Here is a 15,258-nt window from a genome sequence, read left to right as displayed (position 1 = left end):
ATTACTTATACTCATCGAGGTTGGAAATTTATGCGCGACGAAAAGCTTGTTAACACCCCCTAATATTTAAAAGTAACCGGCACTCAAAAATTTGAAAACCAGTATTATTTTGTGATACCAGACGTTTTTGGCTTAAAAGGCGATTTTGATTAAAACCCGTCTTTGCAAAAAACCTGATGATTTAATGTGTGCCGCGTTCTATATTCTTTATATTTAACTTATTTTATCCAGCACGGTATTCATTGTTATCATTATCAATGAATACCGTGTTGTTTTGGAGATTTGTACATGAGTGCTTCAGACAATAACAACTCGCTTCAGCATGAGTTTGCCCCTCTAAAAAACGACAGATTACTACGTGCCTTTCGTTTTGAGACGATCGACACCACACCCGTGTGGATGATGCGCCAAGCTGGTCGTTATTTACCAGAGTATAAAGCCACCCGTGCTGAAGCAGGTGATTTTATGAGCTTGTGCCGCGATACCGATCGCGCGACAGAAGTCACTTTACAGCCACTACGTCGTTATGATTTGGACGCAGCTATCCTATTTAGTGATATTTTGACTATCCCTGATGCCATGGGCTTGGGTTTGTATTTCGAGACGGGAGAAGGGCCGAAGTTCAAACACCCTATTCGTACGCAAGCTGATTTAGATAGACTGCCTGTGCTTGATGTCAATGACTCTCTGGATTACGTCATGCGTGCGGTGACCAGCATTCGTAAAGCATTAAATGGGCAAGTGCCCTTATTCGGTTTTTCTGGTAGTCCGTGGACACTAGCGACCTATATGATTGAAGGCGGCAGCTCAAAAGATTATCGTTATACCAAAGGCTTTTTGTATAGCAATCCGGCTTTTTTACATCAATTATTAGATAAGCTTGCCACGTCTGTTATTGACTATTTAGATGCACAAGTCGTTGCTGGTGCTCAAGTATTGCAGATATTTGACAGCTGGGGCGGCGCGCTGGGTCATCGTCAGTTTATCGATTTCTCACACGCTTATAATAAGCGCATCGTCGCTGAGCTAAAAGTGCGTCACCCTGATATACCAGTGGTACTATTTACCAAGGGCGGCGGACTATGGCTAGATATCCAAGCGGATAGTGAGGCGGATGCCTTAGGTCTAGATTGGACGATGCCGCTTGATCGCGCGCGTCAAGCATTGACTGAGAGTCAGCGTCAGTTGACCAAACAGCATAAGAAGTTACAGAGCAGCAAAGCGCTTCAAGGTAATTTGGATCCAGCAACTCTGTACGGTTCTCCTGAAACCATCCGCTCAGAAGTAAAACTAATGCTAGATAGCGCGTATGCTAATGGCGAAAAAACTGGCTACGTGGCGAATTTGGGTCATGGTATTACGCAGTGGGTCAATCCTGACAATGCCAAAGTGTTTATCGATGCCGTGCATGATTATAAAATCTAGCCACTGTTTTATTTAATCACTGTGCTATTTAGCCACTGGGGTATTTAAATGCTATGATAAATTGGACTTATAAATTTAACATCCAGTGATAGCGATAGCTAGCAATTACATTACTGAGTAAAAGGGGATATCTTATGATTTCAGCAGCAATCGTCGGTGGCACAGGATATACAGGTATTGAGCTGATTCGCTTACTATCCGCTCATCCTGAGGTTTCTATTGATTTGCTAACGTCACGTAGTGAAGCGGGTACACGTGCTGATGAGATATTCCCAAGCTTACGCGGTATCTCGGATATTGTCTTTAGTGACTTGGGTGATGATACGCTTGCCACCTTACAAAAATGTGATGTGGTGTTTTTTGCCACGCCACACGGTGTCGCGATGAAACAAGCACAAGCGTTGACTCAAGCAGGTGTACGAGTCATCGATTTGGCGTCTGATTTTCGTCTCCAGTCATTGACGGAGTTTGAGCATTGGTATAAACAGTCGCATGCCTGTCCTGAGCTGCTGAAAACGGCTGTTTATGGCTTACCTGAAGTCAATCGCGACAAACTTGCAAATGCTTTGGTCGTAGGAAATCCTGGCTGTTATCCAACCACCGCTATTTTGGGTTTAAAACCCATTATCGACGCGCAAAATCAGCAAGCCACCCGATTGATCGATGCTCGTATTGTTATTGATGCGAAGTCTGGCGTTTCAGGGGCGGGACGTCAGGCGAGTCTGGCGCTTAATTATGCGGAAACAACGGACAATTTTAAAGCTTATAGCGTTACAGGTCATCGTCATCTGCCAGAAATTGAGCAGGGGGTGGCGCAGTTATTAGACAGTCAGTTTAGCCATCGTATTCGCTTTTTACCGCATCTAGTGCCAATGATTCGTGGCATGTTAAGCTCTATCCATATGGAGTTGACAGAAGAAGGCGCTGCCATCGATTGGCAACAAGCATTTGAACAATGCTATGCGTCAGAGTTGTTTATTGATGTCATGCCAAAAGGTATTTATCCTGATACGCGCAGTGTGCGAGCCAGCAACCGTCTGCGGATTTCGGTACATCAGGACAATGAGCGTGCCGAACTGACGGTTATTGTGGTACAAGACAATTTAGTAAAAGGCGCGGCTGGGCAGGCGGTACAGAATATGAATGTGATGTTTGGGTTTGATGAGTCACAGGGGTTGAATTTTGCGCCGATTGTCCCTTAATCTTACTATCCAACATTGTATTTTTACTGTTAAATCATTCATATTGATGGTGCTAGGTATTGATTATAAATTCCGCTATAATAACCTGCCCTTACTGTTAAGAGATACTGTCTAAATGCGTGTTAAGATTGTACTACGCTTTTGCTCACAGCCAGCACGTTTATCGTGCCAAGACTCTGTTCCATATCAAGTGGAGCGTAGACCGCATTCTTTACAAAGCAGTGACCGCTTTATCGACAACCATCACAATCTCATTGCTGGTCAAAAAGGGGCATCGACACTGGTGCTGGCACTCTTTGTTGTGGCCATATTAGTGACCGCTACTGTTGGATTGTTATTTGGTCATAAGCTTGGCTATCAGCGCGGCTTTCATTCGATGCAAACCGAGACCAAGCAAGCAATTATCAATAGCACTGAGGCGACCAAAGAGCTAAAAGACTTGCGGATTAGCAACAAAATAGCCACCAGTGAGGCTGCGACTGCCAAGCAAGAGCTGGCGATTAGTTTGGCAAACTTGAAAGAGTTACGCGAAACGCAAAAATCACTAACTGTTGAAAACAAACAAGTTGCCCAGCTTAATGAGCTCTATACTGAGGTGATTGCTGATAATGGTGGCATGCCACTACAGATAATTGGTGCTAATATTAAGCCGCTACCTGAGAATGCTTTTGAGTATGGTTTTGACATCGGTATGCTCAGTGAAGATGGTAATGCCAAGCGTTTAACGCCAACGTTGACATTGCTTGATGATGATGACTTCGTGGAAGTGCCGCTAGATCCTGCCAGTTATTCGATTAAGGGTATTGTGCGCATTCGTGGTCGTTTTATGATGCCGTCTGGCTTTAAGCCATTACAAGCTAAACTGACCTTGCGAGCAGGCGGGCAACAAAAAGAACAGCTGTATGATTGGAAGCTTGGTGATAGGGTCGACAATATGCCGCTATCGCTTTTAGATTTGCCAGAAGTAGATGAAAGTCCTATCGAGCCTTGATTATAGTCAATTCATATAAATCCGTTACATCGTCATTCACGCTAACCATGCTGATGTATCGCTTGCACTCGGTTTCATTGTATTGAAATATCAAAGCATCGAAATATCGAAATTATTTGAATTTAACTATAGTGCTTAAAATTTAATTAATATCTAAAACCTAACAAGTACTTGAAATTTAATGGTATAAGCCAAAGTTAGTTAAACGTAATGGCTGTTCATAACCATTATTTTATAACAATGACACTTTTTGATAATTAACGATATTTTCTGATAACTAATGATACTTTGCGCTATGCCTGATAGCCTTTCTGTATAACCTCTTCTTTATTTCAAACTTACCTTATAATTATACTTTGATTATGATAAAACCTATGACTCTACAAGCTAGGCCGACCGTTTTTGATTGGCACTTTCCTAATATACCTGCGCAACGCGCTCAAGATAGTGAGCCAGACGGTGAGACATCGCCGCAAGCAGACGTGCTCGTGGCCGAGCCAGAAGTGGCGAAGCCACCGATGTATGCGGTCGTGATGTACAATGACAATTACACGCCGATGGAGTTTGTTGTCTACGTTTTGCAGTCAGAATTTCGCCACAGCGTTGATTCTGCCGTTGAAATCATGTTGACGATTCATAACAGCAGTAAAGGTATTGCCGGTATTTATCCCAAAGATATCGCCGAAACCAAAGCTAAAAAGGTGAATAGCCTTGCTCATCGCGAAGGTTACCCGTTACTGACTCAAATCGAACCGCATCAAGGTGAATAGCCATCGCGACTGTTTTATTTTGTCGCAGTTTTTCGCTTTGTTTAGCATTCCCTAAATCAGCCATTCAGTAAGACCACTGGCAGGCTTTATATTGATAAACCTATATAAAGCTTTATTGTCATAAAGTTCTGCTAATTGCTTTACAGCAAAACAGCGCAATTGCCCTTCCCAAATAAGTAGACATCTTTCTGTGTTGATCTTGATTTTCAGGTTAAGTAGCCCTATATATTAAACATAGCGTTGTATAGTAGCTCGATGTTTCAGGCCTAGTCGTTTTAGCACTTTGCTACGCCACTGAAACCATTATTCAGACAAATACTATTCAATATTCTGATTATTTACGTCCTCGTTCTTATATGATCTTTTTTATCATCAACTTCTCATTCATTTAATTCATTATTTTGACTTTTTCTCATGTTGACCATGACCTCATACAGTGTGCTTAGATACATTTTAGTATGCGTTAATAGATTGACTATGATTGAGTATCATGTTGAGATAAAGAAAAGCGAATATGAATTATTACAATCATTGCTAGATAGGTCGAAACATCGGCTAAATGATACGCGATACGCATCAATCATCATTTAGGCAGGTTTCTTAATAATACTAACATTGCCCTTGAACAATCCATCTATCGCCCTGATTTACTACCTAACTCATTCATAAAGCTATCAATTTATAAGATAGGTACAACCGTAGGAAGTCCTTATGTTAAGTCGTCATCTTGAAGTTTCTTTGCGTTTAGCAATGACACTTGCGCGTCAAAAATCGCATGAGTATCTCACTGTTGAACATTTATTGTTGGCACTGTTAGAAAACACTCATGCTGCCAATACATTAACGGCGTGTAATGCGAATGTTTCTACGCTGCGTACCGAGCTCGAGGCTTATATCAATAAGCATACGCCAACGGTAGACGCAGAAACGGAGCAATCACCACAGCCGACTCAAAGCTTTGATCGCATTCTACAACGCGCCATTTTTCATGTGCAGTCTATCGGTGGCGGTCGTTTGGTCGAAGGCTCAGATATTTTGGTATCTATGTTTTCTGAGCACGATACTTACGCGGTTTATTTGCTTAAAAAACAAGGCATCAGTCGCCTTGAGCTTACCCAGTATCTATCACACGGTCAGGACAAAGACGAGCCATCTGAGCCACGTGCCTCTATGACTGGTGAGCGCCGTAGTGCTTCTGAAAAGACCAGTAAAGATCCCTTGGTTGAGTTCGCTACTAACCTCAATCAGCGTGCCGCAGAAGGCAAAACGGATCCATTAATTGGCCGTGCTTCTGAGATTGAACGAGCGGCACAAGTACTTTGCCGTCGCCGCAAAAACAACCCATTGTTGGTTGGTGAGCCAGGGGTTGGTAAAACCTCTATTGCCGAAGGGCTAGCATGGTTAATTATCAATGATAAAGCACCTAAGCCACTCAATGGCTGTGTGATTTATAGCTTAGATATCGGCTCGCTCATCGCAGGCACTAAGTATCGTGGTGACTTTGAAAAACGTATGAAGTCACTGCTTGATGCCCTAAAGAATAAGCCCAACGCGATCTTGTTTATCGATGAGATTCACATGATTATTGGTGCAGGCTCTTCAATGAGTAGCAATATGGACGTGTCGAATTTAATCAAGCCAGCACTTGCTAACGGTGAGCTGCGTTGCATTGGTTCAACGACCTTTACTGAGTATCGTCAGGTCTTTGAAAAAGACCATGCGCTGTCACGTCGTTTCCAAAAGATCGATGTTAAAGAGCCAAGTGTCGATGACAGTATCGATATCTTACGCGGTCTAAAGCCGCGCTATGAAGAGTTTCATAATGTTGAATATACTGATGAAGCGTTGGTTACCGCTGTACAGTTATCTGCCAAGCACATTCACGAGCGCTTTTTACCTGATAAGGCAATCGACGTCATTGATGAAGCCGGTGCGTATAAGCGCCTAGGTGTGATTCCAGATGCCGACGACATTGAAGCAGAAGAGAGCTTCATTGCGGATTTAGAGCAGGACTTTGATGCTCAGATCGATGCCGATACTGAGGGTTTAGATGGCGACCTGAGCAGTGACGATGATAACGAGATGCAGGATGAAGCCAATGCGGCAAAAGCCAATGATCGTTCTAAATCATCTGACGATTCAAAAGCGGTGAAAGCCAAGAAAAAACCACCGATGAAAATCGATGTGGCAGACATTGAGGCTATCGTTGCCAAGCTTGCGCGTATTCCGCCCAAGTCGGTATCCAGTGATGATAAGAGTATTCTGGAGCATTTAGATCGAGATCTTAAGCACTTAGTGTTTGGGCAAGACGAAGCGATCGAGACGTTAGCAGATGCGATTAAACTGTCTCGTGCGGGTTTAAAAGCACCAGATAAGCCAATTGGTTCGTTTATGTTCGCCGGTCCTACAGGGGTTGGTAAAACAGAAGTATCGCGTCAGTTGGCAAAATTATTAGGCGTAGAGTTGGTGCGCTTCGATATGTCAGAGTATATGGAAGCCCATACGGCCTCACGTCTGATAGGTGCGCCTCCAGGCTACGTCGGTTTTGATCAGGGTGGATTATTGACTGAAAAGATCAATCAGCATCCGCACTGCGTCTTATTGCTTGATGAGATTGAAAAAGCGCATCCTGATGTCTTTAACTTGCTGTTGCAAGTCATGGATCATGGTACTTTGACAGATAATAATGGTCGTGTTGCTATCTTTAAGCAGGTGATTGTCATTATGACGACCAACGTCGGTGCTGATAGTATTAGCCGCTCTTCGATGGGCTTTACTCAGCAAGATCATAGCCGTGATAATACAGAATCGCTCAAGCGCGTCTTTACCCCAGAGTTCCGCAACCGCTTGGATGCTATCATCCAGTTCAACCCATTAGATACCTCAGTGGTGGTTTCAGTGGTCGATAAGTTCTTGGTTGAGCTACAAGTGCAGCTTGATGATAAAAAAGTCACGCTAGAGATCGATGATGAAGTACGTGATTACTTGGCCAATAAAGGCTATGATCGTTTGATGGGTGCACGTCCGATGCAGCGTTTGATTCAGGACGAGATCAAAAAACCATTGGCCAGTATGATCTTGTTTGGAGACTTGGTTAACGGTGGGGTTGTCCATCTAACCTTAGAGCCTGAAGCAGGTGATGAGAAAGATGACGCTACTGTGAAACTAGACAAAAATAGTAACAAGTCTTCTGATAAGGGCTCAGCCGATAGTCGTATTATATTGACGGTCGTTGAGACCCATGAGCCGCATCCTGACTCTGAGTCACTAGCCAGCTAAGCGGTTTTACATTAGCTTTATAAAAACGGCTACCATATTTCTGTGGTAGCCGTTTTTTTTATTGCTATAATTTATTAACAAACCTCACAGCATTTTTTGTTACCATCAATCTTTAAACCGCGCTATAGTCAGTGAAAAGTAATATCGAACCATCACGCCCTGCTGATATCCATTTTTCTTGCTTGCTGTACCTGCGCAGACAGAGATTAAAAAAATTGATATTAGCAATACCATCGCGTTTCTAGGATATTGTGACTGTAGTTGCGAAGTAATTATTCATAACAAATATAATAAGGATGTATCATGGAATTGTTCGACGAGCAAGCGACGAAAACCCCAGAGCAAAGGCAGGCAATTTTAGATAATGTCCGTCTACCAGCAGATTGGAAAGCGGCCCTAGCAGAGGAATTAACCTCTAACAATATGGACAATCTACGAGCGTTTTTAAAGGAAGCGTATCAATCAGATGAGAGCATTTATCCACCGGCTCCTTTGATGTTTAATGCGTTTAACCTAACCCCTTTATCAAAGGTTAAAGTCGTTATCTTAGGACAAGACCCTTATCATCGTCCAGGGCAGGCAATGGGCTTATCGTTTTCGGTGCCCAAAGCGATTCCCAAGCCACCATCACTCAATAATTTACTCAAAGAGATGGCCGATGACATTGGTAGCAGCTATTCTGCACATGGGGATTTGACCTATTGGGCGCAGCAAGGGGTTTTATTATTAAATAGCTCATTAACCGTGCGAGAAGGTGAGCCGAACAGTCATCAAAACAAAGGCTGGGAGCAGTTTACCGATGCAGTGATTGATGTGGTCAATGAACAAACGGAGCACACCGTATTTATATTGTGGGGCAGTAAGGCACAAAAGAAAGGCAAGTATATCGATACAGAAAAACATCTGATTTTAACGGCGGTGCATCCATCACCACTTGCTGCCAATCGTGGTGGGTTTTTTGGTTCCAAGCCATTTTCTAAAACCAATGATTACTTGGTACAGTATGGACAGACGCCCATTGACTGGCAATTACCACAATAAATGCCAAATAATTCGATGATAAATTTACAACTTCATCCGTTAACAGCTAACCAACTCGCCACTATTGAAGTAGACGCTTCATTCGCAAGCAGTACGTTTTGGTCGCTAGAAGACGTGAAATGGATGCAAGAAGCACTGCTGCTGGCTAAACAAGGGGCTGCGCTCGGAGAGGTGCCAGTAGGCGCTATATTGGTTCACAATCAGCAGATTATTGGCCAAGGGTTCAATCAGCCAATTGGGCGCCATGACGCAACTGCTCATGCTGAAATTGTTGCACTAAGGGATGCGTGCGCGCGTTTAGAGAACTACCGTCTGCCATTACAGACAACGCTATACGTGACTTTAGAGCCCTGTACGATGTGTATTGGCGCACTCATTCATGGGCGTGTGGAAAGACTGATCTATGCGGCGAGTGAGCCTAGAGCGGGGATGGTAGGCAGTCAAATGAACTTAGCTGCACAATCTTTTTATAATCATATTATCGAAGTACATAAAGGCTTATGCTGCGAGCATAGCAGTCAAATGTTAAAGCATTTTTTTCGTGAGCGTCGCCAAGCTGCGAAAAAGAACAAGCTCAGCGACCATACCATCATCAGTAACAAATAAAATAGACATTCAACAAGATATCAGTCTTGTGGCTAGTGATAGCGTGGTTTTTTTGCTATAATATCGCCCTATTTGGTTGCTAATAAGTTAGTAGTCTAACAAGCAGTTGATAATTAAGTAAATATTGCGTAGTTACTGTTGCATCAAGTCGCTTTTGTTTGATGAGGTTTTTAGTATAAAAGCCGCCATATACGCAGTGCCTACTATAAAGTGATAAGTGAATCCTATGACCGTCTCTACACCTGCTAATGATAATAGCCAAGCGCAGCCAATGCGTTATCCTGTTATCTGTATTGATGGGCCAAGTGGCGCAGGCAAGGGCACGGTAACTTGGCGTCTGGCACAAGCATTGAATTATCAGCTGTTAGATTCAGGCGCTTTATATCGTATCGTTGGTTTAAAGGCATTTGAAGCAGGATTGATTACTGCCGATGCCAGTCAGTCGATTGATGAGACGGCTGTATTACAGTTAACGCAAAGTTTAGAGATTGCCTTTGTACCTAACAATGAGTCAGGGCGTGTCGATATCATCGTGAATGGTGAGGCAGTGGGTGAGCAGGTGCGTAACGAAACGATTGGTGGTTATGCCTCACAAGTGGCTGTCTATCCGACAGTTCGTCACGCTTTACTAAAGCTACAACAAGATATGGCAACCCGCTCAGGACTGGTAGCTGATGGTCGTGATATGGGTACAGTTGTATTTCCAAATGCTGACGTTAAAGTGTTTTTGACTGCTAGCGCGGCAGCCCGTGCCAAGCGCCGTGTTACACAGTTAACAGAAGCAGGTCAAGCGGCAGATTTTGAGGCAATATTAACGACGATTAAAGCCCGTGATGATCGTGATGAAAATCGTACGACAGCACCGTCAAAGCCCGCAGAAGACGCTTTAGTATTAGACAGCTCAACGCTTGATGCTGATGCGGTTTATGAACAGATAAAAAAACATTGCCAGAATCAGGGTATTTGCTTTAATAGTTAATAGAAACAACATATTAAGCACTAAAAAGTTTCCTATATCTTTGATTTTAGTATAAAATTATAGTATGTCAGGTAAGGAATGACTAGAACGACATTGCAGCTTTATTATGATAAGACAATTGTTGTTAATGAGTTTAGTAAACATTGAGTTTATTAATAGTGCGCTTATTAACAACAACCGTTTTTTTATATGACTATATAGGATATAAAACCAGTATTCCGTTTTATATAGTCATAAATTTGATCCGTACTGTGCTGGACAGGATACGGCTATACAAAGGTAGACATAATGGAATCATTTGCTGAACTATTTGAAGCGAGCATCGAAGAAACAGGTCTGGATATCGAGCGTGGCTCGGTTATCACAGGTACTGTTGTAGCCATCGATAATGATTGGATTACAGTAGATACTGGTCTTAAGTCTGAAGGTATCGTCGCTCGTGAAGAGTTTTTAAGCGAAGAAGGCGAACTTGAAGTTGAAGTTGGCGATAGTGTCGATGTTGTGGTTGAAGCGGTTGATAACGGTATGGGTCAAACCTTACTGTCACGTGAAAAAGCCAAACGCGTTGAGACTTGGAATTTCCTTGAGAAAATCTCTGACAACGATGAGATCGTTAAAGGTATTATTTCTAGCAAAGTTAAAGGCGGCTTTACCGTAGATATCGGTTCAGTACGCGCGTTTTTGCCAGGTTCATTGGTTGACGTTCGCCCTATCCGTGATACCACGCATCTTGAAGGCAAAGAGCTAGAATTCAAAGTCATCAAACTTGATCAAAAACGCAACAACGTTGTGGTTAGCCGTCGTGCAGTTATGGAAGCTGAAAACTCAGCTGAGCGCGAAGAGCTATTGAACAAGCTTGAAGAAGGTATCGAGATCGAAGGTATCGTTAAGAACCTTACTGATTACGGTGCATTCGTTGACCTAGGTGGTATCGATGGTCTATTGCACATCACTGACATGGCGTGGCGCCGTATCAAGCATCCATCTGAAGTTGTTGAAGTTGGCCAAGACCTAAAAGTTAAAGTATTGAAGTTTGACCGTGAACGCAACCGCGTTAGCCTAGGTCTAAAACAACTTGGTACTGATCCTTGGGATAACGTTGGCGGCACTTACCCAGTGGGTAGTGTAGTAAAAGCACGTGTAACCAACTTGACTGATTATGGTTGTTTTGCTGAGATTTCTGAAGGTATTGAAGGTCTAGTACACGTATCAGAGATGGATCATACCAACAAAAACATCCACCCATCTAAAGTGGTTCAAGTGGGCGATGAAGTTGAAGTAATGATTCTTGATATCGATGAAGAGCGTCGCCGTATCAGCCTAGGTATCAAACAAACTCTAGCTAACCCATGGGATGAGTTTGATAAGAAACATGAGCGCGGTGATAAAATCACTGGTACTATCAAATCAATCACTGACTTCGGTATCTTTATCGGTCTAGACGGTGGTATTGATGGTCTTGTTCATCTATCTGATATCTCTTGGAACGAAACTGGTGAAGATGCTATCCGTAACTACAACAAAGGCGACACCGTTGAAGCAATGGTATTGTCAGTAGATGCAGAAGCCAATCGTATCAGCCTAGGCGTGAAGCAGTTAAGCTCTGATCCATTCAACGAATACCTAGTCAACAATGACCGCGGTGCTATCGTTAATGGTAAAGTAAAAGAAGTAGACGCTAAAGGTGCTACTATCGAGCTTGCTGACGAAGTTGAAGCGTACCTACGTGCCTCTGAGATCCAACGTGACCGCGTTGAAGATGCGACTAAGCATCTAACGGTTGGTGATGACGTTGAAGCGAAAATCATTAGTGTAGATCGTAAAACACGCAACATCAACTTGTCTATCAAAGCGAAAGACGAAGCTGAAGAGCGTCAAGCGATTAAAGATCTTGGTAGCACTAGCACGACTGCTGCTCCAGGTTCTGATGCACAGCCAAAAACCATTGGTGACTTGATTAAAGAACAAATGCAGTAAGCGACAAGCTATTAATATAGTAGTAACAAAAAAAAGCGACTCCGGTCGCTTTTTTTTATGATCAAATTTACCTAAGTAGTATGAATGATTGAGGTTTTTGCTAAAACAGGCAAACTCTTATTTCCATTTATCCCAATATCCGCTATCATTTGCAACATTGAGTAACAAGACACCAGTCAAATCAAGATTCAAGCGACATTACGGCTTTATGGTAACAGCGGTAAGTTTAAGTGTTTATGAGTTAACTCATTAGTTAGCCAAAAAATAAGCCATCGTAAAAACAGATTTTGACAGACAGTCATTTTATCCATTAATCAACAGGGCAAGCGTCATAATGCAGCAAGCGATTAACAAATCCGAATTTATTAGTAATTTGAGTGCGAATTGTGAAAATATAACTGATACAGTTGTAGATGATGCAGTACGTGAAATATTAAATTTGATGACCCATACTTTAGCCAATGACGGTCGGGTAGAGGTTCGTGGGTTTGGTAGTTTTTGTCTCCATCATCGCCGCGCCCGTATGGGGCGCAACCCAAAAACAGGTGAGAGCGTACCGGTACCCGCCAAAGCGATACCGCATTTTAAGCCTGGTAAAGCACTACGTGAAGCCGTCAATGATAAAGTAGCCAATAAATAGTACAGTAGCAGCTATGCTATAGATGTGTTTATTAATGACACACTTTAGACTGCTATCATTAAACTATGAACTCTATTCAAAACCGAGGTATACGTCTCATGCGCATCTTACTGCTGATATTACTGTTCTTAAGCTTTGCTTATTCGCTAGGTTTAGTATTAGCCAATAATACTGAGGTCGGTGTCAATTTATTGTTCTCACAAGCACCGACGATGAATTTAGGACTGCTACTGATACTTTGTTTGATACTCGGTATTATCATTGGTATTTTGTTAGCGTTGCTTATCTTCCGTGTGCTGCAAAATAAGTGGGAAATCTCACGCTTGCAAAAGGCCAATATACATCTACAAGAGCAATTGACGCAAGCCAATATCGCTATCGATCGTCAAGCGAATGCGCCTACGGTAGAAGATGCAGTTTACGGGACAACTGAGACCCATGTACAAGACACAGCGGTTAATATAGATGAAGCCTCTACTTTGGCTAAGCATAGGCGAGATTAAATCGCTGAATGAGATGAATGATTAAGCTGCACCTATAGTGCTTTGAATACTCTGATATAAATATGGCAAAACCATGAATAATGTAATTAAGTCTCCCGTCATCGTCGCCTTAGATAATATGACCATGGTGGCATCTTTAGCGCTGGCTGATCAATTAGATCCAGCGTTATGTCGCTTAAAGGTAGGCAAAGAGTTATTTACCCGCTGCGGGCCTGATATCGTCAAGAACTTGCAGCAGCGCCAGTTTGATGTGTTTCTAGACTTAAAATTCCATGATATTCCTAATACCACAGCGCAAGCCGTACTGGCTGCCGCTGAGCTTGGTGTATGGATGGTCAACGTCCATGCCAGTGCTGGCCTCGAGGCGATGTCATTAGCAAAACAGCGCTTATTGGATAATAACCTTAATACCCTGCTAATCGCCGTCACCGTACTGACCTCTATGGATAATCAAGCATTGACGCAAACGGGTATTACTGATGGCCTGGATGTGCAAGTGAGTCGATTAGCACAGTTGACCAAACAAGCGGGGCTTGATGGTGTCGTTTGTTCAGCACAGGAGGCAAAAGTACTTAAAGCATTATGCGGTCAAGACTTTAAGCTAGTAACCCCTGGTATTCGCTTGTTAGATGATAATGCGGATGATCAAAAACGCATCTGTACCCCGAAACAAGCATTGAATGAGGGCTCTGATTATCTGGTCATAGGGCGCTCGATTACTCAAGCTAAAGATCCTGCTACTAAGCTACAGACGATACTTCAAAGTATTTGATCTTTTTATGGTAACAGAATAATAAAAAAAGGCGGCCTAAATGGCTGTCTTTTTTACTTTTTGCTGGTCGATGAAAAGGTGCTACACTAGTTAAATTTATACTGATACCTACCTTAAACATATGATAGGCAATTACAAATTCGCATCGTCTATTAACAGACAGCACGCGGCCTCTAGTTTTGCTTGCTGCTCAATTTTGAGAAGTGGTATTATCAAATAATATTGGATAGTATGAAATTACAGATTTTAAGCGACTTACATATTGACAGCTATGCGCGTCAATCGCATCCCATGGGACATATTCCCAAAACCGACGCAGATGTGTTGTTAGTAGCGGGAGACACCGCTAACAGCGATAACGGCATGCCATGGTTGCAGGAGCAAGCAGCGCGTCTACAAATACCGCTACTTACTATTGCAGGCAACCACGAGTACTTTGATGAAGATGTGTTGCATTTTGATAAGAAGCTTGCCACTTGGGACAATTATAATGCCCACTTGCAGCAAGGCGTTCGGGTTTTACAATGCCAACATTTTGATATCGGCGAGGTACGAATCTTAGGCTGTACATTGTGGACGGATTATCAATATCAGGCCAATGAAGACACGATGGCCGCTGCCAGACGTTTTATGCGTGACTATAAGCAAATCTATGCTGGCAACGATCTTTTCTCTCCTGAGGTATCGATGCAAATCCATGCTGAGCAGCGGCAATGGCTAAAAAAAGCCTTAATAACCTCTAAAGGGTTGGGCAAAACAACTGTTGTCATGAGTCATCATAGTGTCAGCGCCTTATCGGTGTCTGAAAAGTACGCTAGCCTACCGAGTAATGCGGCATTCGTTAGTGATTTTTCTAGCTGGATGCATGAAGACTGGGCGCCGACGCTGTGGGTGCATGGGCATACGCATGAGGCATTTGATTACCGTATTGGTAATACTCGCGTGATCGTCAATCCGCGTGCTTATCCTAATGAAGTCAGTAGTACTGAGATAGCGTTCGCATGGGATAAGGTCATTGATATTGGGTGAGTAGCGTGTCTCATAACAACCTTATGTCGCAAACAGCAGCAGGT

Annotated in this window: 12 protein-coding genes and 1 pseudogene; all 13 read left to right on the top strand. The window is 42.9% G+C overall.

Translation table 11 applies throughout. From position 1 onward, the window contains the following. Nucleotides 1-288: 288 nt before the first annotated feature. The 13 genes and pseudogenes from hemE (at nucleotide 289) to HQR03_RS01695 (ending at nucleotide 15,214) form a co-directional block, all read left to right on the top strand. Nucleotides 289-1,425 carry a uroporphyrinogen decarboxylase gene (gene hemE / locus HQR03_RS01755; RefSeq protein ID WP_173238926.1) on the top strand — a complete coding sequence of 379 codons (1,137 nt, stop codon included), beginning with the start codon at nucleotides 289-291 and terminating at the stop codon, nucleotides 1,423-1,425. 134 nt (nucleotides 1,426-1,559) lie between these two features. Next, nucleotides 1,560-2,627, top strand: a complete 1,068-nt coding sequence (gene argC, locus HQR03_RS01750) for an N-acetyl-gamma-glutamyl-phosphate reductase (RefSeq protein WP_173238925.1) — start codon at nucleotides 1,560-1,562, stop codon at nucleotides 2,625-2,627. A 115-nt stretch (nucleotides 2,628-2,742) separates the two neighbouring features. Further along, nucleotides 2,743-3,618 (top strand): hypothetical protein, encoded by an 876-nt coding sequence (locus HQR03_RS01745; RefSeq protein ID WP_173238924.1) that lies wholly within the window; start codon nucleotides 2,743-2,745, stop codon nucleotides 3,616-3,618. A 374-nt stretch (nucleotides 3,619-3,992) separates the two neighbouring features. Then, on the top strand, nucleotides 3,993-4,388 hold the full coding sequence (locus HQR03_RS01740; RefSeq protein WP_101211709.1) for an ATP-dependent Clp protease adaptor ClpS: 396 nt from the start codon (nucleotides 3,993-3,995) through the stop codon (nucleotides 4,386-4,388). A gap of 711 nt (nucleotides 4,389-5,099) precedes the next feature. After that, nucleotides 5,100-7,503: pseudogene (clpA, locus tag HQR03_RS01735) on the top strand (ATP-dependent Clp protease ATP-binding subunit ClpA); the annotation flags it as partial. A gap of 467 nt (nucleotides 7,504-7,970) precedes the next feature. Continuing rightward, nucleotides 7,971-8,708: a uracil-DNA glycosylase gene (locus HQR03_RS01730; protein ID WP_173238922.1), complete on the top strand. Its 738-nt coding sequence runs from the start codon at nucleotides 7,971-7,973 to the stop codon at nucleotides 8,706-8,708. A 15-nt stretch (nucleotides 8,709-8,723) separates the two neighbouring features. Then, entirely contained in the window at nucleotides 8,724-9,314 is a 591-nt protein-coding gene (gene tadA / locus HQR03_RS01725) for a tRNA adenosine(34) deaminase TadA (protein WP_101211752.1), read from the top strand. 226 nt (nucleotides 9,315-9,540) lie between these two features. Beyond that, a complete protein-coding gene (cmk, locus tag HQR03_RS01720) occupies nucleotides 9,541-10,293 on the top strand; it encodes a (d)CMP kinase (protein WP_025653007.1) in 753 nt (250 codons plus the stop codon). A 288-nt stretch (nucleotides 10,294-10,581) separates the two neighbouring features. Beyond that, nucleotides 10,582-12,270, top strand: a complete 1,689-nt coding sequence (gene rpsA / locus HQR03_RS01715) for a 30S ribosomal protein S1 (RefSeq protein WP_025653006.1) — start codon at nucleotides 10,582-10,584, stop codon at nucleotides 12,268-12,270. A gap of 334 nt (nucleotides 12,271-12,604) precedes the next feature. Continuing rightward, nucleotides 12,605-12,910, top strand: coding sequence for an integration host factor subunit beta (locus HQR03_RS01710; protein ID WP_025653005.1), 306 nt, complete (start codon nucleotides 12,605-12,607; stop codon nucleotides 12,908-12,910). Between the two features lie 98 nt (nucleotides 12,911-13,008). Further along, the gene (locus HQR03_RS01705; RefSeq protein WP_101211713.1) at nucleotides 13,009-13,413 is read left to right on the top strand and encodes a lipopolysaccharide assembly protein LapA domain-containing protein; all 405 of its coding nucleotides are present in this window, start codon (nucleotides 13,009-13,011) and stop codon (nucleotides 13,411-13,413) included. 73 nt (nucleotides 13,414-13,486) lie between these two features. Next, the gene (pyrF, locus tag HQR03_RS01700; RefSeq protein ID WP_025653003.1) at nucleotides 13,487-14,185 is read left to right on the top strand and encodes an orotidine-5'-phosphate decarboxylase; all 699 of its coding nucleotides are present in this window, start codon (nucleotides 13,487-13,489) and stop codon (nucleotides 14,183-14,185) included. A 231-nt stretch (nucleotides 14,186-14,416) separates the two neighbouring features. After that, nucleotides 14,417-15,214 (top strand): metallophosphoesterase, encoded by a 798-nt coding sequence (locus HQR03_RS01695; protein ID WP_173238921.1) that lies wholly within the window; start codon nucleotides 14,417-14,419, stop codon nucleotides 15,212-15,214. The last annotated feature ends 44 nt before the right edge of the window (nucleotides 15,215-15,258 follow it).

The sequence above is a fragment of the Psychrobacter okhotskensis genome (assembly GCF_013248965.1).
In the GTDB taxonomy this organism is placed as follows: domain Bacteria; phylum Pseudomonadota; class Gammaproteobacteria; order Pseudomonadales; family Moraxellaceae; genus Psychrobacter; species Psychrobacter okhotskensis.
The sequence above is the reverse complement of the archived record's forward strand: the minus strand, read 5'-3'. Positions and strand labels throughout refer to the sequence as shown.

What these genes read in the sequence shown, in the direction of transcription:
- hemE (WP_173238926.1), top strand. Translation starts at nt 289, where the DNA reads ATGAGTGCTTCAGACAATAACAACTCGCTTCAGCATGAGTTTGCCCCT.
- argC (WP_173238925.1), top strand. Translation starts at nt 1,560, where the DNA reads ATGATTTCAGCAGCAATCGTCGGTGGCACAGGATATACAGGTATTGAG.
- HQR03_RS01745 (WP_173238924.1), top strand. Translation starts at nt 2,743, where the DNA reads ATGCGTGTTAAGATTGTACTACGCTTTTGCTCACAGCCAGCACGTTTA.
- HQR03_RS01740 (WP_101211709.1), top strand. Translation starts at nt 3,993, where the DNA reads ATGACTCTACAAGCTAGGCCGACCGTTTTTGATTGGCACTTTCCTAAT.
- HQR03_RS01730 (WP_173238922.1), top strand. Translation starts at nt 7,971, where the DNA reads ATGGAATTGTTCGACGAGCAAGCGACGAAAACCCCAGAGCAAAGGCAG.
- tadA (WP_101211752.1), top strand. Translation starts at nt 8,724, where the DNA reads ATGATAAATTTACAACTTCATCCGTTAACAGCTAACCAACTCGCCACT.
- cmk (WP_025653007.1), top strand. Translation starts at nt 9,541, where the DNA reads ATGACCGTCTCTACACCTGCTAATGATAATAGCCAAGCGCAGCCAATG.
- rpsA (WP_025653006.1), top strand. Translation starts at nt 10,582, where the DNA reads ATGGAATCATTTGCTGAACTATTTGAAGCGAGCATCGAAGAAACAGGT.
- HQR03_RS01710 (WP_025653005.1), top strand. Translation starts at nt 12,605, where the DNA reads ATGCAGCAAGCGATTAACAAATCCGAATTTATTAGTAATTTGAGTGCG.
- HQR03_RS01705 (WP_101211713.1), top strand. Translation starts at nt 13,009, where the DNA reads ATGCGCATCTTACTGCTGATATTACTGTTCTTAAGCTTTGCTTATTCG.
- pyrF (WP_025653003.1), top strand. Translation starts at nt 13,487, where the DNA reads ATGAATAATGTAATTAAGTCTCCCGTCATCGTCGCCTTAGATAATATG.
- HQR03_RS01695 (WP_173238921.1), top strand. Translation starts at nt 14,417, where the DNA reads ATGAAATTACAGATTTTAAGCGACTTACATATTGACAGCTATGCGCGT.